We start from the raw sequence: 23427 nt of genomic DNA on the forward strand, positions 1-23427 counted from the left end.
ACTGGCTCCGTCCGTCTTCGTGCTCATCAGCACGCCAGGCGGAGGCGTTCGACAGGTCCGTCACCACCAGGCGAGCACGTAGACCGCCGTCCACAGCGCGGTCGCCGCCCAGAGCGTGGAGATCGCCGCGATCCGGACCCGTGAACCGCGGTGCGCCCCCTCCCAGACCGGTACGAGGCCGAGGCAACTGACGAGGAGCGCGATCGACAGCCATGGCAGGGCCGCGGGGACGCCGATCACGCCGACCGCCGGGTTCGTCAGGCCGTCCCGCAAGAGCAGAGCCACCGCGCCCACGGCCCAACTCGCGCCGAACACCGGCGCGATCCCCAGGCGGAGACCGTCCTGCACCGGTTCGCGCCGGAGTGCCTGGGCGATCAGTCGGTAGGCCCAGGCGATGGACCATCCGATCGCGACCAGGGCGAACAGCATCGGGAGCGCCAGGACGAGCCACGGTCCGCCGCCACCGGTCGTGTCCGTCACCCACCTGGCGCTCGGGGATACGGCTGCTGCGTCGATGACGGGGATCGCGGCGTCGTCACCGGCACACAGTGCCGCTCGGTAGCTCGACGGTTCACTCAGCCAGGAGCGGACCGCAACCGACGCACAGGAGCTTTCCGCCGTGGGGATCGCGCCGGAGCCGGGGAAGACCGCGGCGATGGCGGAGGCCGACCAGGTGCTCGGCGGGGACGCCCAGGCGGCGTCCTGTTCGGGCGCACTGACGACGAGGAGCGGGCGGTCGAGCGGTGATGGCGCGGGGCTCGCCGCCACGCCGAACGTGGTGCAGGCCGCCGCGGCGACGTCCTCGAGGAGGGTCGTCGTCGGGGTCCCGGGATCGGTCCGTTCGGCAGCTCCAGGCCAGGCGGCCGTCGAGCACCCGAGCACGCGCCCGAGCACGCCGCCCCGTGAGAGGTCGTCGACCGCCGCCGCGGCCAGCGGGTCGAGCGCGGCACGGTGCCCCTCCGCCACGGTCTCCAGCAGGACGGGCAGCGCCGCCTGGGTCGTCGGGTCGGTCAGGGCGTGCGAGACGAGCGTGAGCAGCGCGTCGCCACCGATCGTCGTCGGCCGAGCGCCGGTCGTGCGGTGCGGGCTGGCCGTGAGCGCCTCGCTCGCCGCCGTCAGCCGCTCAGCCGACCAGGAGGTGTCGAGGATCGGAGCCGAGGCGGTCGCCGGTCCCGCATCGCTCGTCTCGGTCTCGTCGGGGCTCGACGGAGTCGGTGCGCGATCGTCGCCCCGCGCGCGGATCACGGAGAGCGCCGCTTCGACCCCTCCGGAGGACACGATCCCCGGCGCGCCCAGATCGGGTCCGTCGAGGACGACCCCGTCGACACCCTCCGGGTCGATGCCCGTCGCGGTGAGCGCGACACCGGCCGAGGAGCCGACCGCGAGCACCGTCCAGCGGGCATAGCCGAGTTCCTGCCGGAGGTCCCGCAGGTCCGCAGCCGCAGCCTGCACCCCGAAGTCGCCCGCCGAGAAGCCGTCCTCCTGCCAGCCCTCCGCGCAGCTCGTGAAGGCGGCTGCGACGGCGGTGACCCGTTCCTCGCGGCTCCCCTCGGTACCGAGCGCCGACCGGAACGCCTCGGCCGCCGGATCGCATGCCAGCGTCGGGGCCGCATCCGCTCCGCCCCGCCGTTCGACGAGGACCACGTCTCGGTCGGCCGCCAGTCCACGCTCGACCGTCAGCGCGGCGACGTCGAGTTCGGAGAGCGGCGTGTCTCCGGCGAGGTAGACGAGGGGCACCCGGCCGGTGTCGAGGGTGGCGGGTACCAGCACGTACGGGAGCATCGCCTGGGCCGAATCGGGCACCTCACGCGAGATCGGGACGCTCAGCTCACCGCAGCGGGAACCGCCCGGCACCTCGACCACGCACTCGGCTGCGCGGACCTCGGCGCGAGCCGTCGGCACGGCGACCGCAGGGATGGCCGGCAGCAGGACGACGACGGCTGCCACGAGGACCGCGGCCACCTTCCAGGGCACACCACGTAGCGTCCGCGGACGGTCGATCCTGTGCATGTTCCCCCCGCTCGAGCTTCATCGCTCGGCCCATCCTGGCGGAACACACCGCAGCTCCGGAAGAGGGAAGACCCGCACGCAGCTCGCGATGCGAGCCGGGGGCTCAGTCGTCGGCGGCTTCCTCGGCGTCCCACTTCGCGCTGTTCGCGCGCAGACGCTCGAGTGCGTGCGAGGCCTCCGCGGCCGTCTCGAAGGGGCCGACGCGGTCGACGACGCTCGACTCGAATCCGAACTCGACCTGACCGGTCTTCGTGTTGTACCAGTACTGCTCGGACGGTTCTTTGGCCACGGCGCTGCTCCCCTGCTCGGTTAGGCTCGATCCTATGCCTTTCGACTCCGCAGGTCACCTGATCCCCGGCCTCGTCGGCCGTCCGCGAACGGTGCCGGCGGTGATCGCCAGACCGGAGTACGTCGGTCGCGCGGCTCCGGCCCCTGACGACCGCGGCGACCTCTACACGCCCGAGGAGATCGAGCGGATCCGCGTCGCCGGGACCATCGCAGCCGACGCGATCCAGGCGGTCGGAGCGGCGGTCCGCCCCGGGGTCACGACCGACGAACTGGACGCCATCGGACACGCCTTCGTCGTCGGCGCGGGCGCGTACCCGTCGACACTCGGCTACCGCGGGTACCCGAAGTCCATCTGCAGCTCCGTGAACGAGGTGATCTGCCACGGCATCCCGGACGACACCGCGCTGCGTGACGGCGACCTGATCAACATCGACATCACGGCCTACCTCGACGGCGTCCACGGTGACAGCAACGTCACCTTCCTCGTCGGCGACGCCGCCGAGGAGACGCGCCTCCTCGTGGAGCGCACGAGGGAGGCGCTCAACCGCGGGATCAAAGCGGTCGCACCCGGTCGCCAGATCAACGTGATCGGGCGGGCGATCGAGTCCTACGCCAAGCGGTTCGGCTACGGCGTCGTGCGCGACTTCACCGGCCACGGGGTCGGCAGGTCGTTCCACTCGGGGCTCATCGTGCCCCACTACGACGCGGCGCCGCAGTACGACACCGTCATGGAGGTCGGTATGGTCTTCACGATCGAACCGATGCTCACCATCGGCGCGCAGGAGTGGGAGCAGTGGGACGACGATTGGACGGTCACGACGCGCGACCGGTCCCTCACGGCCCAGTTCGAACACACCCTCGTCGTGACCGAACGTGGTGCCGAGGTCCTCACGCTCCCGAGCGGGATCGACACCACTCCAGCGCCCCGAGCGCTCTAGGCTGGACGACATGACGAATGCAGCTCCCCGGTCCGCCGTCGGCATCGATATCGGAGGGACCGGCATCAAGGGCGCGGTCGTCGATCTCACGACGGGTGCGCTCCTCACCGATCGGGTGAAGATCCCGACCCCGAAGGGCGGGGAGCCGAAGGACATCGTCGTGACCGTCCGCGAGGTGCTCGAGCAGCTCTCACCCGCCTCCGACGGGCTGCCGCTCGGCGTGTGCTTCCCGGCGATCGTGCGCAACGGGCGGACGATGTCCGCCGCGAACGTCTCCGACGCCTGGATCGGTCTCGAGGCCGAGGAGCTGTTCGAGCAGGGGCTCGGCCGGGAGATCACCTTCGTGAACGACGCGGACGCCGCCGGATACGCGGAGACCGAGTTCGGAGCGGCGAAAGGCGCGTCCGGACTCACGATCCTGACCACGCTCGGCACCGGTATCGGCACGGCGCTCATCTACAACCGCACGCTGATCCCCAATGCGGAACTCGGCCACCTGGAGATCGACGGCAAGGATGCGGAGACCCGTGCCTCCTACGCCGTCAAGGAGCGCGAGGACCTCAGCTGGGAGAAGTGGGCCAAGCGCCTGCAGAAGTACTACGAGCGCCTCGAGTTCTACTTCTCGCCCGACCAGTTCGTCGTCGGTGGCGGGGTGTCCAAGCACGCCGACCACTTCCTGCCGCTGCTCAAGCTCGACACCCCCATCATCCCGGCCGTGCACCGCAACAACGCGGGCATCCTCGGCGCGGCCTCACTCGCCGCCGGCCCCGCGGAACGCATCGCCTGAGCGCGGCGGTCGCGCTGCGGCGATGTCGTCGCAGCGTGGGCGAGTCGTCGTAGCACGACGGAACCGTGGCCGTGCCAGGGGGGGTGTGAACGGGTCGACCGGTACGCCGGGTTCTGTCCCACGCTCTCGCGTTTGGACGGCCATCTCTCTCGGGACGACGTTGCCGCCGCCCTCTAGCGGTCTACCCGGGAACTTGGCGAGCAGCCTCAGCGTTCCCTGTTGACCTTGCTCCGGACGAGGTTTACCGAGCCGGCCGGGTCACCCCGGTCGCTGGTGGGCTCTTACCCCACCGTTTCACCCTGACCGTGGTCGCCCACGGCGGTCTGTTCTCTGTGGCACTGTCTCGCGGGTCACCCCGGGTGGGTGTTACCCACCGCCCTGCTCTGTGGAGCCCGGACGTTCCTCGGCACCGTGACCCGGAGGCCGCGGTGACGCGACCGTCTAGCCGGCCCGTTCACGGAGACGAGTCTACCGGCCCACGGTCGGCACGATGGACCGGCGTGCTGCTCGGCCCGACCCGACGGGTCAGATGAGGCCGGACTCGTCGGTCCGTACGACGATCGCGGCGCACTCCGGGCACTGCACGACGTCCTCGGACGGCGCGGCACGGACGGCCTGCAGGTCGTTCCCGGTGAGGGACATCTTGCAGGCGCCGCAGGTGCCGGCGCGGAAGAGGGCCGCGCCGATGCCGCCGCGGGCACGACGCTGGTCGTAGAGCGCGAGGAGATCGGCGGGGATGCCGGGGGCGAGCGACTCGCGGTCGGCGGTGAGGCGCGCCCGTTCCGCTTCGAGTTCGACGAGCTGCGCGTCGCGCTTGGCGACGACCTCGTCGAGGAGCTCCTGGAGTCCGGCGCGCTCGGCGTCGACCTGGGCGACGGCTTCATCGGCCGTCTCGACCCGTTCCATGACGTTCAGCTGGATCTCTTCGAGGTTGTTCTGCCGGTTCTGCAAGGAGGCGATCTCGCTCTGCAGGGCCTCGACGTCCTTGACGGAGGTCGACGACTGGAGGCGGTCGGCGTCGCGCTTCAGGCGGGCCGCGACGACGGCGACGTCGGACTCGATGCGTCCGAGCTCGGTCTGCGCGTCGTCGCGCACCCCGACACGCTCCAGCCGACGGAGCCGGACGGTCTCGATCTCGGCCTGCAGCTGGGCGATCCGGGCGACGTCGGGGAGGTTCGACGCACGGTGGGCGGTGCGCCGCACGCCGGTGTCGATGCTCTGCAGGGTGAGCAACGTCTTCTGGTCTGCTGGGCTGGCTTTCACGTCTGTTCCAAACTCTCGACTCATCACCCTACCGGCCGCGTCGCCTCCTGGGTGACGACGAAATCCCACGGGTCGGTGCGCTGTCCGCTGACCCGGATGTCGAGCTCCGGGAGCTCCCGGCGCAGCGCGACGGCCGCGACCTCCAGCCAGAGCGACTCGCTCGCCCAATGCGAGACGTCGATGAGCGCGGGCCCGCCGGCGAGGATCGCCTGCTCCCTGGCCTCGGACGCCGGGTGGTGGCGCAGATCCGCGGTGACGTACAGGTCGGCTCCTCGGACGGTGTCGTGGGAGAGCAGCGAGTCGCCCGCTCCCCCGCAGACCGCGATCCGCCGGACCGGCTGGTCGACGTTGCCCGCCACGCGCACGCCGGTCGCCGTCGCGGGAAGCACCTCGGCGAGGAGCCGGGCGATCCGCCCGAGGGTGGTCGGTTCGGCCAGGTCGCCCACGCGGCCGAGGCCGGTCACCCCGTCGGGCGCTGGGACGATCGGGACGGCGTCCACGAGGCCGAGGCGGTGCGCGAGCACGTCGGAGGTACCATCGACCACCACGTCCGCATTCGTGTGGGCGGCGATGAGGGCCGCATCACCGCGGATGAGCCGTGTGATGAGCGCGCCCTTGTAGCGGTCGCCCGCCACCGTCGTGACGCCACGCATGAGCAGCGGATGGTGCACGAGCAGGAGCCCGCCGGGCTCCTGGAGCAGCTCGTCGACCGTGGCACCCACGGCGTCGACCGCCAGCAGGACCCGCGCGACCGGCTGATCCGGGTCGCCGACCACGAGGCCGGGCGCATCCCAGTCCGACGCTCCGGACAGCGGCCACAGCCGCTCGACGACGGCATTGACCTCACGGAGTGTTCTCGTCACCCGGCAAGCCTACCGACGATGGACGATCAGCCGGTGGCGGGCACCGACGGTCAGTGCCGCACGATGAGCAGGACGGCGAGGGTCACCATCACCACGGCGATCGCGGCGTCGAGCACCCGCCAGGCGACCGGCTTCGCGAAGAGGCCCTTCAGGAGACGGGCGCCGAAGCCGAGGGCCGTGAACCACACCACGCTCCCCAGCGCGGCGCCGGCCGCGAACCACCACCGGCCCGGTTCGCCGTGCGTGTTCGCGATCGACCCGAGCAGGAGCACCGTGTCGAGGTACACGTGGGGGTTGAGCCAGGTGAGGCCAACCACCGTGAGCACGGCCGCCCGGAGCGAGGTCTTCGTCCCCGGCCCGTCGGCCGTGAGACCACTCGGTGAGATGGCCCGGCGGGCGGCGAGCAGCCCGTACGCGACGAGGAAGGCGGCACCGGCCCAACGGAGGATGTCGAGCACGAGGGGGAAACGCTCGATCACGAACCCGATCCCGCTGACGCCGGCCACGATCAGGACCGCGTCCGACAGGGCGCAGACGAGGACGACCGGGAGGACGTGCTCGCGGCGGATGCCCTGGCGGAGCACGAACGCGTTCTGCGCACCGATGGCGACGATCAGCGAGAGGCCCAGCCCGAAACCGGCGAGGATGTCCTGGATGGCGGAGGTCATGAGGCGACGGTAAGCCACCAAGGAACATGAGACCAGTTCATGTTTCTCATGGACCATGAGAAACTCTGATGATGGACCTCCAGTTCGATCAGCTCCGTGCCTTCCTCGCCGCCGTCGACCGAGGCTCGTTCGACGCGGCGGCCCGCGAGCTCTCGGTGACCCCGTCGGCCATCAGTCTGCGGATCAAGGCGCTCGAGCAGCACGTCGGCCGGGTCCTGCTCCTCCGGACGCGACCCATCACGACCACCGCATCCGGCGAGACCATCCTCCGCCTCGCGCGAGCGGTGCGACTCCTCGAGCGCGACGCCTCGAGGGAGCTGCACCCGGACGGGGCGTCCGGCGGCGCCGCTCCCTCAGCCATCCCGATCGTCGTCAACGCCGACTCGCTCGCCACCTGGCTCCTCCCGGTGCTGGCCGAGCTGGCCGCCACGGAACCGGTCGCCTTCGACCTCTCCCGCGAGGACCAGGACCACTCCACGGCCCTCCTGCGAGACGGGACCGCGATGGCGGCGGTCACCTCGAGTTCGGAAGCGGTCCAAGGCTGCACCGTCCAATCGCTCGGCCGGATGCGGTACCGACCCGTGGCGTCGCCGCACTTCGCAGCACGATGGTTCGCCGACGGGGTGACGGCAGCCGCCCTGGCCGATGCTCCGGTGGTCGTGTTCGACCGGAAGGACGATCTCCAGGACGCCTATCTCCGTCGTCGCGGTGTCGACCCGGCCGGCCCGCCCCGACACCATGTCCCGGCGTCGGCGGACTTCGCGACCGCCGTCCTCCTCGGCCTCGGCTGGGGCATGCTCCCCGATGCGCAAGGGGCGGCACCGGCCGCGGCGGGCGACCTCGTGGCCCTCGACGACGACGGCGTGCTCGACGTGCCGCTGTACTGGCAGCAGTGGCGACTGGACTCGCCGCTCCTCCAGACCGTCGCGTCGGCGGTCATCGCCGGCGCTCGCGACGCACTCCTCTGAACGCCAGCCGAGAGCTCGCGAGCAAGGTGCACGAGCCGGGCGCGACGGTGCGAGGATGGAGCAATGGATATCGCGTACACAGCAGTTGCCCATGCCACCGGAGGCGGACGAGACGGACACGTCCGCAGTGAGGACGACCTCCTCGACTTCGACACCCGGCCCCCCAAGGAACTCGGTGGGAGTGGCGAGGGCACCAACCCCGAACAGCTCTTCGCCGCCGGCTACGCCGCGTGCTTCCTGAGTGCCCTGCACTCCGTCGCACGGAGCTCCAAGCTCGACACCACCGACGCGGCGGTCTCCGCCAGCGTGGGCATCGGATCGAACGGCGAGGGCGGATTCGGCCTCGCGGTCGAACTCGACGTCTACGTGCCCAACGTCTCCCACGACGAGGCACAGCAGCTGGCCGACCAGGCGCACCAGGTGTGCCCGTACTCGAACGCCACGCGCGGCAACATCGAGGTCACCGTCTCCATCGTCGACTGACGTCGCACCGCCCACGCAAGCCCTGTCGATCGTCGTGCCCGCTGGCTAGGCTGGCGGGCACGACGATCGAGAGGAACACACCGTGTCGGATTTCGGAGCAGTCGAAGGCATTCGCGACGAGGGCGCGGCGGCGATGCTGCCGGGTCTCCCCGATGACGCGGTGGAGGACGAGCTCTTGGAAGACGAGGCACCGGAACCGACAGCTGCCGACGACAGCGCCACTGCGGACTGAATCGCCGTCTCCTCGCCGCTCCGGTGGGACACCCCGCCGTCGATCGTCAGCGCACCATGGCCGCGGCGATCACGCCGACGATACCGAGCTGCATGACGAGCACGAGGCCGATGGTGAGGAACAGGGTGCTCCAGAGCACCATGTTCCCGAGCAGCACGCCCACGAAGGCGGCGACGCGACCTCGAGGTCGGTCCACCGGACGCGCCACGGCCACTCGTTCGGCGCGGGCGATGCGCGGCGTGGACATCGTGAAGGTGATCGGGCTGGTGTCCAGGTGCGTGGTCATGGATCCAGTGTCCGTCGCGACCACCATGGTCGGCATCGGACGATGAGACGATCATCGCGGCTGCGGAGTCATCCTCTGAGCTGACGCTCGTCCGCACCTGGGACCAGGCGCCCTCCCCCGGTCGGCGTGCCTGCGGGGACGCTCAGCTCAAGAGGCCGTCAAACGGATCCCCCACGACAGCGACCACTGCTCATCGGGTTCCAGCCACCGCAGACCGGTCCCGCTGTTCAAGGCGTCCGCCGGGGCCGTCATCGGCTCGATCGCGATCGCCTGCACGGGTCCCTCCGGCGTCGGGAAGTCGCTCGGGGTGTAGACCTGGACGAACCGGAAGTCGTCGTCCGCCCAGAGCTCGACACCATCGCCGTCCGGAGCGGTGAGCCGATGCCTGACGCCTCCGTCGATCGGGCGGACGTCGCCGAGCCCGACATCGATCGCGAGGTCACCCACGCGGACGCCGGAGCGCAGATCGTGGTCCGTGCCGTCCACGGGGCGAGTGACGACCGGGATGCGCTGCTCGTCGGTCTCGAACCAGGAGTCGGCGGCGATCGTGACGGTGAGATCCGCCGTCGAGACGCCCCCGAGCGCGAGATAGGGGTGCGCGCCGACGGCGACCGGTGCCGGTCGCGCCGACCGGTTCACGATCGTGTGGGTGACCCGCAGGCCGTCGTCGACGAGGGCGTAGGCCACCGAGGTGTCGAGGTGGAACGGATAGCCGTGCTGCGGGAACACCGATGCGAGCAGGGTGACGGCCGCGTCCGAACGCCCACCCTCGCGATACCCGCAGTTGCGGAGCAGGCCGTGCGAGGCGTTCCCCGTCGCCGCCTCGGTGACGTCGAGCTGTTGCGGCTCACCGTCGAGCGTCCACCGTGCGTCCCGCACCCGGTTCGGCCAGGGGACGAGGATCAGGCCGCAGCCCTTCGGCGCGACGACATCCTCGCCGAAGGACTGGACGAGCGAGCGCCCGCCGACGGAGAGTTCACGCAATCCCGCGGCGAGCTCGGTGACGGTCGCCCGGACCTCCCCGTGCGGACCGAGGTGGCTGAGGCGGTACTGGATTCCGGAGACAGGCGACATGTCGTCAGCCTACGACGGCTGCCCTCCACGCGGCGTGGAACCCGCGCGCTGGGTCCACTGCTCGATCGCGGCGGCGATACGGAGGAGGCCGCGCTCGAGTTCCACGAACCCGGAGCTCAACGGGGCGAGTCCGATGCGGAGCCCGTCCGGGTGCCGGAAGTCGGGGATGACGCCCACCTCCCACAGCTCCGGCGTGATCTCGCGGAAGGACGGATGCGCGAGGGTCACATGCCCGCCGCGGCGCTCCGGCTCCCGTGGGGTCATCACCCGGACGCCGAAGGCTGCGAGGTGCTCGTCGACCCATGAGATGGCGAAGGCGGTGAGTGCGAGCGACTTCTCGCGGATCGCCGGGACACCCGCGGTCTCGATGAGCGAGAGGGCGTCCTCGAGGGGCAGCATTCCCACGATCGGCGGGGTGCCGCTGAGGAATCGACGCATCCCCTCGGCCGGCCGGTACGTGTCGGCCATCGCGAACACGTCGGAGGCACCCATCCAGCCCTGGACGGGCTGCAGGAGCCGATCCTGATGCCGTTTCGCGACGTAGGCGTACGCCGGAGCGCCGGGACCGCCGCCGAGGTACTTGTAGGAGCATCCGACCGCGAGGTCGACGCCCCAGGCGTCCAGCTCGACCGGGACCGCGCCGGCGGAGTGGCAGAGGTCCCAGAGCACGAGGGCACCGGCCTCGTGCGCGACGGTCGTCAACCCCGCGACGTCGAGGAGGGCTCCCGACCGGTAGTCGACCTGGCTCAACACCACGAGGGCCGTCCGTCCGTCGACGACCTCCCGCAGCTGGTCCGCCGTGACGCCGTGGACCGGATCGGCGTCGATCCACCGCACGCGGAGACCACGCTCGGCCGCGATCCCCTCGACCACGAAGCGATCCGTCGGGAAGTTCCCCACGTCGATGACGATGTCCTCGCGGACCGGTGCCGTCGTTCCGTCGGCGGTGCTCGCGTCGACCGCGGCGCGGATCAGCTTGTAGAGGAGCACGGTGGTCGAGTCGGCGACGACGGTCTGCCCGCCGGCCGCCCCGAGCACGGCGGCTCCGAGACGGTCGCCCAGGGTCAGCGGCATCGCGAACCACCGGTCGTCCCAGGAGCGGATGAGCCTCGTGCCCCACTCCTCGGTGATGAACGACTGCAGGCGATCCGCGGTGGCCCGGAGCGGCCGCCCCAGCGAGTTCCCGTCGAAGTACGCCGACACCCCGTTCGCGGGCACGAAGGCCGCGAGGTGCTCGGCGAGCGGATCGTCCGCGTCGAGCGCGAGCGCATCCGGACGGGCGGGCGTGACAGGGAGGGTGGCGCTCATGGTGCGACGCTAACCGGCCGCGATGAGTGCCGCAAGGAGGTGTACACCGCTCGGCTTGCTAGCGTTGCCGCATGCCAACGCTCCTGCACCTCGACTCGTCCGCCGATCTGGCCACCTCCCGCTCCCGCCGCCTGTCGCAGGCGGTGGTCGACGCCTGGCGGGATGCCGATCCCACCGGTGTCGTCGTCCGACGGGACCTGCACCTGGACCCCGTCCCGCACCTCGCGGACGCGAGCCTGCACTGGTCCGCCGCCGATCGCGAGCCCGGCTCGAACCCGCCCGCCGAGGCGGAGGCGCTGCAACGCGCCCTGCTCGACGAGCTCCTCGCCGCCGACATCGTCGTGATCGGGGCACCGCTCTACAACTTCTCGATCCCGTCGTCGCTCAAGGCCTGGATCGACCACATCCACGTCCCCGGCGTGACGTCGGCGGACACCGGTGCCTTGACCGGCAGGCCGGTCGTGATCACCACCAGCCGCGGCATCGCGTACGACGCGGGCACGCCCACGGAGGGGTGGGACCACGAGGTGCCGGCGCTCCGCACCCTGTTCGGTGGCGCGCTCGGTATGGACGTCCACGTCATCACGACGAGCCTGACCCTGGCCGACCGCGAGCCCGGCCTCGCCGGGCAGCGCGACCGCAGTGCACAGGAGCTCGACGAGGCCCTGCGGCTGGCGGCCGAGACCGGCACCCGACTGGCCGTCGCGACCGCCTGAGCCGTCGGTCGGTGCACCCGGCGCGGATCGGACCAGCCTGATTGTCGCTGTGCTCCGAACTCCTGTCGAACCACGACCAGGGAGTTGCACATGCGATCGAAGCATCAGACCGGCACCAACCGAACGGGACGACGTCTCGTCGTCCTCGCTGCGGCCCTCGCCGGCATCGTCTCGGCCGCGGTGTTCCTCGCCGTCGCAGAGCTCGCCGCGCTGCTGTTCGCCCGCGGCAGCAGCCCGCTGCTGACCGTCGGCTCCTTCGTCATCGACATCGTCCCGCGCTGGGCGAAGGAGTTCGCGATCGAGGCGTTCGGGAGCAACGACAAGATCTTCCTGCTCGTCAGCCTCGGCGTCGCCGTCGTGATCGCGGCAGCGGTCGCCGGTGTCCTCCAGCAGGTCCGACCGCCGCTCGGCGTCGTGATCCTCGTGGCGGCCGGCGTGTTCGCCGGAGCGACGACGGTGACCCGTGCCGGTGCGACGCCGCTCGCGGTGGTCCCGGTGATCCTCGGGCTCGCAGCCGGCGTCACCATCCTGATCCTGCTCAGCCGACGACTGCCGAACCGCCGTGGGGCCGGAGCCGAGGCCCGCGAACGTGACGGGTTCGACCGCCGTGGCTTCTTCCGGGTCGCCGGGATCGCCGCCGTCGGAGCGGTCGTCGTGGGGGTCGGTGCCCGGATCATCAACGTCACGACCTCGTCGATCACCGCGGTCCGGGACGCGCTCAAGCTCCCCGCTCCGAAGTCGACCGTGACCATCCCGGACGGCGCCGAAGTGGACGTCGACGGCATCAGCCCGCTGTTCACCCCGAACGACAAGTTCTACCGCGTCGACACCGCGCTCACCGTGCCGACCATCGACCCCGGCACCTGGTCGCTCACGATCGACGGCATGGTCGGCGAACAGGTCCAGATCTCGTTCGACGAGCTGCTGGCCATGGGGCTCGACGAATACGTCATCACCATGACCTGCGTCTCCAACGAGGTCGGCGGCAGCCTGCTCGGCAACGCGAAGTGGCTCGGTATCCCCGTGCGCGACGTGCTCAAGCGTGCGATGCCCGACTCGAAGGCCGACATGGTCCTCTCCACGAGCGTCGACGGCTTCACCGCGAGCACCCCGCTGGAGTCACTGACCGACCCGAACCTCGACGCGATCCTCGCCGTCGCGATGAACGGCGAACCCCTGCCCCTCGAGCACGGCTTCCCCGTCCGCATGGTCGTGCCGGGGCTGTACGGGTACGTCTCGGCGACCAAGTGGCTCACGAAGCTGACGGTGACCACGTTCGACAAGGACGAGGCCTACTGGACGCCCCGCGGCTACGACGCGAAGGCGCCGATCAAGCTTTCCTCACGCATCGACACGCCTCGGATCGACAAGCAGGTCACGCCGGGCCCGGCGAAGATCGCCGGTGTCGCCTGGGCGCAGACCGTCGGCGTCGCCAAGGTCGAGGTCAGCATCGACAACGGCGACTGGCAGAGCGTGAACCTCTCGACCGCCATCAACGACGACACCTGGGTGCAGTGGTGGATGGACTGGGAGGCGACCGCCGGGACGCACTACGTGGCCGTCCGCGCCACCGACAAGGCCGGGAACCTGCAGATCGAGGAGCAGGCGCCGATCGCGCCGAACGGTTCCTCCGGGTGGCAGCGGACGCTCGTCCGCGTCGGCTGAGCCGATCGGCCCGCGCGGTCAGCCGCGCGGGTCCACCGGCTGGAGCTCCGCGATCTTCGGTTCGCGACCGTCTCCGGAGGACCGCCCGGTCAACCGGCGTCCGATCCACGGCAGGACGTGCTCGCGGTAGTAGGCGGCCGTTCGGCGCTGGCGTGGGCCGGGCGGCGCCGCCGCGACGTCGTCGATCCCCCACTCCTCGGGCACCGGCACCCCGAGGGCCGTGAGGACGTTGCTCGCCACGCGGGCGTGGCCGAGCGCGTTGAGGTGCAGCCGGTCCACGGACCAGTAGCGGAGATCGCCCAGCGGCTCGTCGGCCCAGTTGTCGACGAAGGTGACGCCGTCGCGCGGGTACCGGACGCGGACCGCTCGGGCGAGTTGCTCGCCGCGGCGCGCGAGGAGCGAGCCCATCGGGATGTGCGCGGACGGGTTCGCACCGCTCAGCAGGAGGACGTGCGCTCCCCCGCTGCGCAGCCGTTCGACCGCACCGTCGAGTCGATCGGCGACGCCGTCGATCGACACCCGTGGGCGCATGATGTCGTTCCCGCCGCCGTTGAAGCTGACGAGGTCCGGCCCCATCCCGATGGCCCGATCGAGCTGCTCGTCGAGGATGGGGATGAGCTTGCGGCCCCGGATGGCCAGGTTCGCGTACGCGACCGGCTCGGTGCTCGAACGGGCGAGCCCGAGTGCCACGAAATCGGCCCATCCGCGCAACGAGCCGTCGTCGCGGACGTCACCGTACCCCTCGCTGAAACTGTCGCCGATGGCCACGTACCGCTTGAACCCGTGCTGCGTCATACCTGCACCCTACGCGCGACCGGGCGCGGTCTCGGACGGGTCGTCCGGGCCGGACGTCCGCCGCTCAGGCGGGCCTGGTCGCGCCGTCAGCGGCAGGCCGCCATCCGAGCGCCGGTCCGAGGGCGCCGGCGATGTCGGTGAGCAACTGGGTGTAGTCGTCGGGTTCGAGGGTGAACGGCAACGCGAACGCGACCTCGTCAACCTCCTGGAATCCGGCGTGCTCGTGCAGTCGCTCCGCGATCTCGGCACTCGTCCCCAGCAAGTCCTCGGCGAACAGCATGCGGCGCGGACCGTGCGCGACGCCGACGCGGTGCCGCCTCGACTCGACGTAGTCGCGGTAGCGGCTGCGCTGCGCGGACGTGGCGGAATCGGTCGGCATGACCACGAGGCCCTGCGACACCCGGGCCCGCGCGCCGTCGGGATGCCGCTCGCGGAACAGCCTGACCTGCGCGGCCTGGTTCGCGGCGAAGTCGGTCGTGCCGTCCTCCGCCGCGATGACGCTGCTGGTGAGCAGGTTGAAGCCGTGCTCCCCGGCCCAGCCTGCCGAGCGGAGGCTGCCGGCACCGTACCAGAGCCGCTCGGCGAGCCCGGCGGCGTGCGGCTCGACGCGCGAGGAGTAGTCCTCCTGCCCCTCGCGACCGGCGGTGTCGCTCACGACGTCGCCTCGGATGAAGGACCGCAACCGCAGGACGCGGTCGTACCCGAGGTCCTCCTGCTCGAGGGTGGTGGGATACAGGGCGTCCTTGAACGCGTCGAACCGCATCGGCTCACCCGTGCTGAAGCCCGGCAGCAGGCGTCCGCCGGCCAGCACGTCGACCGTGCCGAGGTCCTCGGCCAGTCGGAAGGGGTTCTCGGCACCCAGTGGGGTCACCGCCGTCCCGAGCGCGATGCGCGTGGTGCGCTGGCTGGCCGCGGCGAGGACGGCGACCGGGGACGAGATGCCGAACTGCAGGTGGCGGTGTCGCAACCAGGCGCTGTCGAATCCGAGGTGCTCACCGAGTTCGATGAGTCGCAGAGTGGACTCGTGCCCGCCCGCCGGATCCTCGGGGTCGAACAGACCCATCGTGAGGAAGCCGAGTCTGCGGAGCGGTGCTGAGGATCGGGGCATACTCCGACCCTACGACGGCTGCGCGACAGGATGCGCCCTCGGGCACCCGTCAGCTCGGTGCGCCGAGCAGCACGGTGAACATCGCCCCGATGCTGCCGAGGATGAAGAGCATGGTGCCGAGCTGCATGGTGAGCGACTTGTTGCGGGACGCCGTCGGGACGTCCACCTCCAGGATCGGGCACCCGGACCAGCCGAGCAGCCCGATGCTCAAGCCGACGATGACGGAGCAGCACCACCACAGCACGCGGAGCCCCTCGGTGAGGATCGCGGGGCGCCAGCCGGAGGCGAGCAGCAGCCCCAGGGTGATCGCGGTACTCCCGACGGCGACGCCGAACCAGACGGTTCCGGTACGCATGATGCGCTCGACGGTGCGCTCGGATGACATGAGGTCGTGTGACACGTGGTGCGGCTTTCTCGGGGTCCCGGATCCTGACACGGGCCGCGGCCGGTGTTCCCGCTCTCTCGCAGCCCCGAACAGGATCCTAGACCCGTGGAAGTGGCGCGATGTCCTTTGCCCCGGGGCTTGCATCAGGAGCGGTCACCCGACACACGGCGTCCGTCGGGATCCGTTCCGCATCATGCCGACGGGGCCCGCGCCGCCCAGCGGGCGAGCGACGCCACCAGGGCGCGATGCTCGGGAGCGGCGTACGAGCGCTCATCGTGTCCGAGGGCGTCGACGGCGACACGAGCGGCTCCGACCTCACGGACCCACACCGCGGGGAACCGCTCGCCGTCCACCTCGTGTTCGGCGACCGTCGTGCTCCGCCCGATCGCCTGCAACCGCAGGTACTGCTCGTCCTCGATCGGCACGTCGGCGACCCGCCCGCCGTCGGGCATCGTGAGCCCGCGGACGACGGAGTGGCCGATCGGCGGATGCCAGGACACCCCGGGCAGCCACATCGCACCGATCGCCGGCGCCCACTCGGGATAGTCGCGGAGCGAGGCGAGCGCCGCGTGCATCGCGAGGACGCCGACGCCTCGACGGAGCGCCTCGGAGAGTCCCTCGACCGCGGCCTCGGGTGCTCGGCCGGACTCCTCCGACCGCCACGGATCGCCGGCGTTCACGATGAGCAGGTCGACGTCGGCGAGCCGGGTCATCGCGCGGTCGACGTCCTCATGGACCTCGACCGAGAAACCGGCGTCCCGCGCGATCTCCGCGAGGAGCGGACTCGTCCGCGTGTAGGGGTGCCAGGGATCGCCGTACCGGCCGGTCCCCGAGGCGATCAATGCCTTCACCGCTACTCCGTTCCTCGGACGACGGTCGACGTCGCCGCGGCCTGACGGTTCACGGGCTCGGGACGTCCAGCTCGTCGTTGGCCACGAGCCAGCGGAGCGCGTCCCTGACCGCGTCCGTCGAGGTGTGCTTCGGCGCGTACCCGAGCAAGGAGCGGGCCTTCTCGATCGAGACGCAGTGACTGCGCACCAGGTGCTCCCACGAGGTGTCGGCGTGTTCCCGGCTCGTGGTCGAACGGAACTCCTCCCAGGTGACCGGGGTGAGATCGGCCGAGCGCCCGAACCAGGAGGCCGCCGCCTCGGCGAACCCCCGCACCGTGATCGCCGAAGCCGAGGTGACGTTGAGGTCCTCGCCGGCGACGCGGTCCCGATGCGCCACCGCGAGCTCGAACGCCTGGGCGACGTCGTCGGCGTGCACGTGGTGCAGCATCTCCGCGCCGAGCCCGGGAATTCGCAACGGCTCCCCGTCTGCCAGGATCCGCCAAACGTCGGGGTCGAAGTTGCCCAGGGGGTTCACCGGGGCCCAGCCGGGTCCGACGATGTGCCCGGGATGGAGCGACGTCGTGACCAGGCCACCGTTGGCGGTCTCCTGCTGGAGCATCCGAGCGATACGGTCCTTCTCGACGCCGTATTCCCCGAAGGGCGGCGTCCCACCACCCTCGACGATGGGTACGACGGCGCTCGGACCGTACCGCCAGATCGACCCGCAGTGCAACAGATGTCCGACGTGGCCGCGGAGGCCTTCGACGAGCGCCTCGGCGGACGGCAGGGTGAAGCAGACCAGGTCGATCACGACGTCGCAGCCGAGCGCGGCGATCCGTGCCGGGAACGTCCCCGCCTCGTCTTCGGCCTCGCGGTCGACGACGAGGCACTCGACGTGCTCCCATTCCGCGGCCTCGGTGTAGGGCGCGCGCGTCCCACGGCTGACGCTGACGACCTCGTGGCCGGCCCGGACGAGTCTCGGGACGAGGAACGACCCGATGTGGCCCGTACCCCCGATGACGACGATTCGCATGATGATCCTCCGTTCGCGCACGCCGACGTCCTCGGGGCTGCGCCTGCACGGCAGGTTAGTCGAGTCGCGCAGGTGCCGCAGGCCCTTGCCACGGACGACGACCGACGTCAATCGTCGGCGGGGCGCCGCCGCTGTTGCTTCGTGGCCGAACGCTGTTGCTTCGCCGCAGTGTGGCGTCGAGCCGACCCACGGGTCGGGCGGGTGGGCCGACGAGGCGCGGCGGACGGCGCCAGCGCTGCACGCAGGCGTCCGGCCAACGCGTCCAGGGCGAGCTCACGGTTGCGCAGCTGGGACCGTTCCTGCGACACCGTCACCGTGATGGTGCCGGCGACGAGCCGGGCACCGAGCTGGGCGAGGAGCCGCTCACGCTGCGCCTCGGAGAGGACGACAGACTCGGCCACACTCCAGGACAACTGGACGCGACTGTCCGAGGTGTTGACGTGCTGCCCTCCGGGACCCGAAGACCGCGAGAACCGCCACCGGAGTTCGGCGGCGGGGATCGTCAACTGCGGCGACACCTCGAGGTCCATGGTGCAAGCGTCTCACGGGCCGACGGCACCCCGGCGTCCACGGCTGCTTCCGAGCGTGCGCCTCCTATCCTTGTGGCTGTGAACGATGCACCAGCCGGACCCGGCCCCCGACGGGCCGCCGTCGTCGTCAATCCCTCCAAGGTGGATGTCGCCGCACTCCGCGCCGCCGTCGCGGACGCCGAGGCGCTCCACGGACTGTCCCCCTCGAGCTGGCACGAGACGAGCGCCGACGACGACGGCCGTGCCGCGGCCGAGGCCGCCATCGCGACCACGCCGTCCGTCATCCTCGTCGCCGGCGGGGACGGGACGCTCCGGGTCGCCGCCGGGGTCGTCGCCTCCACCGGCATCCCCCTCGCGCTCGTGCCGGCGGGGACCGGCAACCTCTTCGCCCGAGCGCTCGGCCTGCCGCTCAACGACCTGCGTCGGTCGGTCGAGATCGCCTGGTCGGGTCACGATCAGCCCGTCGACGTCGGTCGGGTGCGTCTCGGCCGTTCGGACGGCACGCACGGCGAGGAGGTCTTCCTCGTGATGGCCGGCATCGGACTCGACGCGCACATGGCCGGCCACACCAACGCCTGGCTGAAACGACGGATCGGGTGGCTGGCCTACTCGGACCCCATCGCGCGGAGCATCTTCGGCAACCGGCAGTTCGACCTGCACTACCGCCTGGACGAGCTCCCGGAGACGACCGCCCGGGCGCACACGATCATCGTCGGCAACTCCGGGACACTCACCGGAGGCGTCCTGCTGCTCCCGGAGGCGGTCGTCGACGACGGCCTCCTCGACGCCGTCATGCTCCGGCCGGGGCGCGGCCCCGGGTGGACGAACATCGGCTATCGCCTGACCTTCAACCGGATGCTCCACCGTACGAGGTTCGGTCGGCTCGTCGGGCGGTTCTCGCCGAAGGTCCGCGCCATCAGCTACGCCCAGGCGACGTCGATGCGGGTGCGACTGGACGAGCCCCAGGAGATCCAACTCGACGGGGACTCCCACGGCGCCGTGACCTCGGTCGCCCTCACCAACCTCCACCACGCGTTGATCGTCCGCGTGCCGGACGGCGCCCGTCCGCGTCCGCTCGCGGACTGAGCCTCGACCTGGCGCAGCGGGTCACTCCGTCGGTGCCGCGTCGGCGTCGATGGAGGCCGCGAGTCGGTCGATGCGCTCGAGGGCGCGGTCGAACACCGGCACGAGGTCGAACAGTGCCGGCTCCGCCCGGCGGACCTCCTCGAGCGATTCGTGGGCGCTGCGCACCGAACCGAGGTCGAAACTGACGTTCGTGCGCGCACCGGTGATCGCGGCTCGGAGGGCACCGATCGCGACCGCGACGTCGGCGATCAACGCCGGATTGCCGTGTCGGGCCAGCCAGGCGAGATCGTCGACGGCCTCGACGGCGTGCTCCCCGAGCCGTGCCGAAGCGGCGGCCGCCCCGATCGACGCCGCCCGGATCGCCTCGTCGCGCTCCGGACCCCGTGGCCGCCGGAAGGCGCTGCCGAACGCGTGAGAGGCCTCCGCGTCGGCATCGGCCAGGCCGAGGGCGAGTGCTGAACGTGCTTCGGCCCTGGCTCGCAGGGCGGTGATCGTCGCCTCCGGATCGTCGCCGGATCCCGAGGTGCCTTCGCCTCGCCCGGACGCAGCCGCCGACACATGCTCCGGCTCGGTGTACCCGGCGACCATCGCGGTGAGGCCGGCGGCGATCGACAGCATGAGACCGGACGCGGCACCACCGCCGGGGTTCCCCGTCGCCCGCCCCAACGCCCGCATCCACTCGGAGACGCTGGAGCGCGCCGTCGACACCCCGTCCTGCTTCGGTGATCCCGTCATGGAGACCATTCTCGCCGCGGCCGATCGCCGGGCGGCAGGGCTTGCGGGGGCGCGTGGCGGCCAGGCTCAGCTGGAGGCGCGGACGATGAGCTCCGTCGGGAACTCGGCACGGTCCCCCGGGTCGGCGCCCGGTTCCGCGTCGAGCACGAGCTGCACGGCTCGCGCCGCCATCGCCCGCATGGGTTGCCGGACCGTCGTCATCGGCGGGGGCATGAGCCGGGACTGCGGAAGATCGTCGAACCCGACCACCCGGACGTCGTCGGGGATGCGCAACTGCAGTTCCTCGACCGCCCGATAGACGCCGTACGCCATCTCGTCGTTGCAGCTGAAGACGCCGATCGGCAGCCCGCCCTGCCGCAGCAACCGACGGACGGAGACGAACGCGCTCTCGGAGGACCACGGCGACGAGACCTCCTCGACCGTCGCACCCTCGGCGAACCGCTCGACCGCGGTGCGGAACCCCGCCTCGCGTGCGCGTCCGAACCGGTACTTCGGTCTCCCGGTGATGATCAGGAACCGCCGGGTCCCGCGACGGGCGAGGTGCCGACCCGCGTCGAAGCCGCCCTGCCAGTCCGTCGAGCCGACGCTCGGCAGGCTCCGCGCGGGCTCGGCACGCGGATCGAGCAGTACCACGGGGATGTTCGCCGAAGCGAGGATGTCGAGTTGCGAGACATTGGGGCGGATCAGGCACACGACGACGCCGGCGGAGCCGCGTGCGCGGGCGCGGTTGGGCCAGTCGTCGACCATCGAGTCGCTCTCCGGCGTGAGCACGAGGTCGTAGTCCGCAGCGGCCGCCGCCCGCCGGACGCTCGTGACGACGGTGTTCGCCCAGGGATCGTCCCACTGGCTCATCGCCAGGTCGAGGAGCCGAGGCACGGACCGTGGCCGGCCGCGCCGCTGTGCCGATCGGTCGTACCCGAGTTCGAGCGCGACCGCCAGGATCCGGTCCCGGGTCTCGGGAGCCGCGTGGCGCTTGCCGGACAGCACGCGCGAGACGAGGGACACCGAGAAGCCGGACCTCGCAGCGACGTCCGCGAGGGTCACGCCCCGATCGTCCTCGTGGTCGGGCGTCGTCGTCATGTCCCCATCGTCTCGCACGTGCGGTCGTCGTGCCCGCAGCCGCTCAGGCGTCGCTCGCCGTCAGCACCCTGAGTTCGGTCACCCGCGGGGTCTCCTGCCCCGACGGGGCGAGGATCGTGAACCGTCTGACGCCCCAGCCGGCGGTCGTCGGCGGCAACGGGACCTCGACCCAGGCCAGCTCGCCGTCGCGTCCGCCGAACTGTTCCTCAGTGACCAGGCCGTCGATCTCGATCGCGAACCCCCGAGCGTCGTCGTCGGGCAGCCACGAGACCCTGACGACGCGCGCCAGCAGGTGCGGGTCCACGAGCGTGACCGACATCCGGTCCGAGGTGCTGCGCCACCGGACCCCGCCGGCCGCTCCTGACCGGGTCGACGCGCCTCGGAACCCGTGGTCGGCCTCCGGTTGCTGCTCGCCCAGCGCGACACGGTCGACCGTGCGTCCGTCGAGCGTCGCGGCGATCCGGTCCCGATCCGCCAGACGCGCGCGGCGTTCGTCGACGGACCGCTGGTCCGTGCCGGAGGCGACGGGGAAGCTCACGGTGTACCGCGCGTCGTGGAGCCCGGCGAAGGGCTCCAGCCGGATCGGGCCCCGATCCGAGTCGACCCAGAACGCGCCGTCCGCATCCCGCCGGGGCACGGACGAGCGCGGGACGATCGGTGCCGTGGCGAGCGGGGTGAGCGGGCCGACCGCCGTGTGTGCGGCGTGCGGCCGGTCGGCGACGACCGTCTCGGCCTCGAGCGCCGACCCGCGTGCGGCGAGGACGGACGGACCCCAGAGCAACGCCGTCCAGTCTGATCCGTCCGGAAACGGCTCCGAGCGCCCGGTCATCCCGAGCTCGAACGACACGACGTCCCCGTCCTCCCACCCGCGGTCCAGGACGAGGTGCCCGCCGTCGACCGTCGCCTCGACGTCGGTGCCGTTCACCCGCACGAGCGGCACCGAGGCGGTCCACCCCGGCACGCGGATGCGCACCGGGAACCGCCTGCCCCGCTCGAGCCGGAACGTCAGCGCCACCTCGCCGTCCACCGGGAACGCGGTCTCCTGTTCGAGCGTGAGACCGAGCTCCGGGACGCGGGCGGTCGACGACGCGAAGAGCTCCACCGACACCGCCTCGCCGTCCAACCGGTAGAGGGACTCGCCGTGTTTCGCGTGGCTCTCGAGCCCCGTCCCGACGCAGCACCAGAAGCTGTGCTGCGGCGCCGAGTACACGCGGTAGTGGTCCGGCCGCATCGAGGTGAAATACACGAGACCGCCGTGTCCGGGATGCTGCGCGGACAGGAGGTGGTTGAAGAGGATCCGCTCGATCATGTCCGTGACGTCCGGATCCGCCGCGTCGGCGGAGAGCCGTCTCGCGAGCTTGATCAGGTTGTAGCTGTTGCACGTCTCGGGGCCTTCACGGTCCTCCGTCATCGGCGTGAAGTCGTCGACCGCGTGGAAGTGCTCACGCACGCTGTTGCCGCCGATCGCCACCGACCGGCGCGTCACGATGGTCTGCCAGGCGAACCGGGCGGCCCGCCCGAGCGCGGGATCGCCGTTGCGAGCGGCCAGCGCGGCGAAGCCGACGAACTGCGGGATGCGGGTGTTCGCGTGGAGACCGGTCAGTTCGTCGGAGGAGCGCGACAAGGGCCCGCTGAGGGCGGCCCCTGTGAAGCGTGCCGCCATGGCGAGGTGGCGCGGGTCTCCCGTCAGGTCGAACAGGTCGACGTAGGCCTCGTTCATCCCACCGATCTCGGTCTCGAGCATCAGCTGGAAGTGCTCCTCGTCGATGCCGGACGCCAGTGCCTCCCACCAGTCCGCCAGGCGGACGACGACGTCACGGGCCGCCTCGTTCCCGGTCAGGCACGCGGCGTCGATGAGGCCCGCGTACAGCTTGTGCAGGTTGTACCAGGGCACCCAACGGTCGCCACCGAAGGTCGACGCCGTGATGCCCTCCGCCACCTCCTCCCAGAGTTCGGCGCTCCTCGGGATGCCGCCGACGTATCCGGTGCCGAGGTGGGCCTGCGCACGCGAGAGCTCGGCGACGGTGTACGCGAGCCGCGACGCCAGGACCTCGTCGCCGGTCGACGCGACCATGAGGGAGCAGGCTGAGAGGTAGTGGCCCGCGGTGTGGCCGTCGAGCCCGCGCCGCTCCCAGTCGTCGTAGGACGGGGCGCGCGGCGGGAGTCCGGCCTCGCGGAGGAACGGAGCGAGGAGCCGGTCCGGTTCGAGGGCGTGGAGATAGGCGCGGTCGGCCTCCTGCGCCTGCAGGAGCGGGCCCCCGGTGAGCGTCACCTGGGAGACGGGGATGTACGGCAT

The 23427-nt window shown here is 71.3% G+C and carries 25 protein-coding genes and 1 other RNA gene; 8 read left to right on the forward strand and 18 right to left on the reverse strand.

What is annotated here, in order from left to right:
* Positions 1–60 precede the first annotated feature (60 nt).
* The gene (locus ASF68_RS01735; RefSeq protein ID WP_056005994.1) at positions 61–1974 is read right to left on the reverse strand and encodes a hypothetical protein; all 1914 of its coding nucleotides are present in this window, start codon (positions 1972–1974) and stop codon (positions 61–63) included.
* Positions 1975–2113: 139 nt separating this feature from the next.
* Positions 2114–2299, reverse strand: coding sequence for a hypothetical protein (locus ASF68_RS01740; protein WP_056005997.1), 186 nt, complete (start codon positions 2297–2299; stop codon positions 2114–2116).
* 34 nt (positions 2300–2333) lie between these two features.
* Here ASF68_RS01740 and map point away from each other — a divergent pair, with 34 nt between their 5' ends.
* Positions 2334–3236 (forward strand): type I methionyl aminopeptidase, encoded by a 903-nt coding sequence (map, locus tag ASF68_RS01745; RefSeq protein WP_056006000.1) that lies wholly within the window; start codon positions 2334–2336, stop codon positions 3234–3236.
* Positions 3237–3246: 10 nt separating this feature from the next.
* A complete protein-coding gene (gene ppgK / locus ASF68_RS01750; protein WP_056006003.1) occupies positions 3247–4023 on the forward strand; it encodes a polyphosphate--glucose phosphotransferase in 777 nt (258 codons plus the stop codon).
* Positions 4024–4109: 86 nt separating this feature from the next.
* Here ppgK and rnpB read toward each other — a convergent pair.
* From rnpB to ASF68_RS01765, 4 genes are all read right to left on the reverse strand, one after another.
* Positions 4110–4476, reverse strand: an RNA gene (rnpB, locus tag ASF68_RS13260) — RNase P RNA component class A.
* A 72-nt stretch (positions 4477–4548) separates the two neighbouring features.
* Complete coding sequence (locus ASF68_RS01755) at positions 4549–5286, reverse strand: zinc ribbon domain-containing protein (protein ID WP_056006005.1); 738 nt, start codon at positions 5284–5286, stop codon at positions 4549–4551.
* A 23-nt stretch (positions 5287–5309) separates the two neighbouring features.
* Positions 5310–6149 (reverse strand): Nif3-like dinuclear metal center hexameric protein, encoded by an 840-nt coding sequence (locus tag ASF68_RS01760; RefSeq protein ID WP_056006008.1) that lies wholly within the window; start codon positions 6147–6149, stop codon positions 5310–5312.
* A gap of 50 nt (positions 6150–6199) precedes the next feature.
* Positions 6200–6817, reverse strand: coding sequence for a LysE/ArgO family amino acid transporter (locus ASF68_RS01765; RefSeq protein WP_056006011.1), 618 nt, complete (start codon positions 6815–6817; stop codon positions 6200–6202).
* 68 nt (positions 6818–6885) lie between these two features.
* Between ASF68_RS01765 and ASF68_RS01770 the strand changes: the two genes are divergently transcribed.
* The 3 genes from ASF68_RS01770 (at position 6886) to ASF68_RS18630 (ending at position 8500) form a co-directional block, all read left to right on the forward strand.
* Positions 6886–7785 (forward strand): LysR family transcriptional regulator ArgP, encoded by a 900-nt coding sequence (locus ASF68_RS01770; protein WP_200921007.1) that lies wholly within the window; start codon positions 6886–6888, stop codon positions 7783–7785.
* A gap of 63 nt (positions 7786–7848) precedes the next feature.
* On the forward strand, positions 7849–8268 hold the full coding sequence (locus ASF68_RS01775) for an organic hydroperoxide resistance protein (protein WP_056006014.1): 420 nt from the start codon (positions 7849–7851) through the stop codon (positions 8266–8268).
* An 82-nt stretch (positions 8269–8350) separates the two neighbouring features.
* On the forward strand, positions 8351–8500 hold the full coding sequence (locus tag ASF68_RS18630; RefSeq protein WP_157579782.1) for a hypothetical protein: 150 nt from the start codon (positions 8351–8353) through the stop codon (positions 8498–8500).
* Between the two features lie 46 nt (positions 8501–8546).
* Here the strand turns inward: ASF68_RS18630 and ASF68_RS01780 are convergent, their stop codons facing one another.
* The 3 genes from ASF68_RS01780 to ASF68_RS01790 all read right to left on the reverse strand — a co-directional run bounded on the left by ASF68_RS01780 (position 8547) and on the right by ASF68_RS01790 (position 11168).
* Positions 8547–8786 carry a hypothetical protein gene (locus ASF68_RS01780; RefSeq protein WP_157580142.1) on the reverse strand — a complete coding sequence of 80 codons (240 nt, stop codon included), beginning with the start codon at positions 8784–8786 and terminating at the stop codon, positions 8547–8549.
* A gap of 147 nt (positions 8787–8933) precedes the next feature.
* On the reverse strand, positions 8934–9860 hold the full coding sequence (locus ASF68_RS01785) for an aldose 1-epimerase family protein (RefSeq protein ID WP_056006020.1): 927 nt from the start codon (positions 9858–9860) through the stop codon (positions 8934–8936).
* 9 nt (positions 9861–9869) lie between these two features.
* On the reverse strand, positions 9870–11168 hold the full coding sequence (locus ASF68_RS01790; protein ID WP_056006023.1) for a kynureninase: 1299 nt from the start codon (positions 11166–11168) through the stop codon (positions 9870–9872).
* A 71-nt stretch (positions 11169–11239) separates the two neighbouring features.
* On the opposite strand from ASF68_RS01790, the gene ASF68_RS01795 reads away from it, so the two are divergent.
* Both ASF68_RS01795 and ASF68_RS01800 read left to right on the forward strand, forming a co-directional pair.
* Positions 11240–11884 (forward strand): FMN-dependent NADH-azoreductase, encoded by a 645-nt coding sequence (locus tag ASF68_RS01795; RefSeq protein ID WP_056006026.1) that lies wholly within the window; start codon positions 11240–11242, stop codon positions 11882–11884.
* A 90-nt stretch (positions 11885–11974) separates the two neighbouring features.
* Positions 11975–13549, forward strand: a complete 1575-nt coding sequence (locus tag ASF68_RS01800) for a molybdopterin-dependent oxidoreductase (RefSeq protein ID WP_056006029.1) — start codon at positions 11975–11977, stop codon at positions 13547–13549.
* A gap of 18 nt (positions 13550–13567) precedes the next feature.
* Here the strand turns inward: ASF68_RS01800 and ASF68_RS01805 are convergent, their stop codons facing one another.
* The 6 genes from ASF68_RS01805 to arfB form a co-directional block, all read right to left on the reverse strand.
* Positions 13568–14344: an SGNH/GDSL hydrolase family protein gene (locus ASF68_RS01805; protein WP_056006033.1), complete on the reverse strand. Its 777-nt coding sequence runs from the start codon at positions 14342–14344 to the stop codon at positions 13568–13570.
* A 64-nt stretch (positions 14345–14408) separates the two neighbouring features.
* Positions 14409–15452 carry an LLM class flavin-dependent oxidoreductase gene (locus tag ASF68_RS01810; RefSeq protein WP_056006036.1) on the reverse strand — a complete coding sequence of 348 codons (1044 nt, stop codon included), beginning with the start codon at positions 15450–15452 and terminating at the stop codon, positions 14409–14411.
* 49 nt (positions 15453–15501) lie between these two features.
* The gene (locus tag ASF68_RS01815) at positions 15502–15852 is read right to left on the reverse strand and encodes a hypothetical protein (protein WP_056006039.1); all 351 of its coding nucleotides are present in this window, start codon (positions 15850–15852) and stop codon (positions 15502–15504) included.
* A gap of 176 nt (positions 15853–16028) precedes the next feature.
* Complete coding sequence (locus ASF68_RS01820; protein WP_056006042.1) at positions 16029–16688, reverse strand: ThuA domain-containing protein; 660 nt, start codon at positions 16686–16688, stop codon at positions 16029–16031.
* A 49-nt stretch (positions 16689–16737) separates the two neighbouring features.
* Positions 16738–17700 carry an NAD(P)-dependent oxidoreductase gene (locus ASF68_RS01825; RefSeq protein ID WP_056011203.1) on the reverse strand — a complete coding sequence of 321 codons (963 nt, stop codon included), beginning with the start codon at positions 17698–17700 and terminating at the stop codon, positions 16738–16740.
* Between the two features lie 107 nt (positions 17701–17807).
* Positions 17808–18230 (reverse strand): alternative ribosome rescue aminoacyl-tRNA hydrolase ArfB, encoded by a 423-nt coding sequence (gene arfB / locus ASF68_RS01830; RefSeq protein ID WP_056006046.1) that lies wholly within the window; start codon positions 18228–18230, stop codon positions 17808–17810.
* Between the two features lie 78 nt (positions 18231–18308).
* Between arfB and ASF68_RS01835 the strand changes: the two genes are divergently transcribed.
* Positions 18309–19316 (forward strand): diacylglycerol kinase family protein, encoded by a 1008-nt coding sequence (locus tag ASF68_RS01835; RefSeq protein ID WP_056006049.1) that lies wholly within the window; start codon positions 18309–18311, stop codon positions 19314–19316.
* Between the two features lie 21 nt (positions 19317–19337).
* On the opposite strand, the gene ASF68_RS01840 is transcribed toward ASF68_RS01835, so the two are convergent.
* The 3 genes from ASF68_RS01840 to ASF68_RS01850 form a co-directional block, all read right to left on the reverse strand.
* Positions 19338–20051, reverse strand: a complete 714-nt coding sequence (locus ASF68_RS01840) for a cyclodeaminase/cyclohydrolase family protein (RefSeq protein ID WP_056006052.1) — start codon at positions 20049–20051, stop codon at positions 19338–19340.
* A 66-nt stretch (positions 20052–20117) separates the two neighbouring features.
* Positions 20118–21131 (reverse strand): LacI family DNA-binding transcriptional regulator, encoded by a 1014-nt coding sequence (locus ASF68_RS01845; protein ID WP_056006055.1) that lies wholly within the window; start codon positions 21129–21131, stop codon positions 20118–20120.
* A 43-nt stretch (positions 21132–21174) separates the two neighbouring features.
* Complete coding sequence (locus ASF68_RS01850) at positions 21175–23427, reverse strand: beta-L-arabinofuranosidase domain-containing protein (RefSeq protein ID WP_056006058.1); 2253 nt, start codon at positions 23425–23427, stop codon at positions 21175–21177.

It is taken from the genome of Plantibacter sp. Leaf314, assembly GCF_001423185.1.
Taxonomy (GTDB): Bacteria; Actinomycetota; Actinomycetes; order Actinomycetales; family Microbacteriaceae; genus Plantibacter.